The following is a 285-nucleotide window of genomic DNA, read 5'->3' on the forward strand; positions in this document are numbered from 1 at the left end:
ATTTTTTAAAAAGAAATACAATATTGATGTTTTTACAGGTTATGAAGTATTAAATATTAATAGTTTAGAAAAAAATATTACTGTTAAGAATCTACATACTAATGAAGTGTTTAAGGATACTTATGATAAATTAGTATTAGCAACTGGTGCATCACCATTTATGCCTAATATAAAAGGTATAGAAAATAAAAATGTGTTTTTCTTAAGAAATGTACAAAGTGCTAGAAATATTAAGAATTTTATTATTAATAATAAGCCTAAAAATGCAGTAATAGTTGGTACAGG

General features: G+C 22.5%; 1 protein-coding gene. It reads left to right on the forward strand.

Features of this window, described 5'->3' with window-relative positions; all coding sequences use genetic code 11:
- The coding region (locus NG904_RS16795) for an NAD(P)/FAD-dependent oxidoreductase (protein WP_252232868.1) at nucleotides 1-285 on the forward strand (285 nt) is incomplete at both ends.

Source organism: Clostridium sp. ZBS15, assembly GCF_023845705.1.
GTDB classification, from domain to species: domain Bacteria; phylum Bacillota; class Clostridia; order Clostridiales; family Clostridiaceae; genus Clostridium; species Clostridium aquiflavi.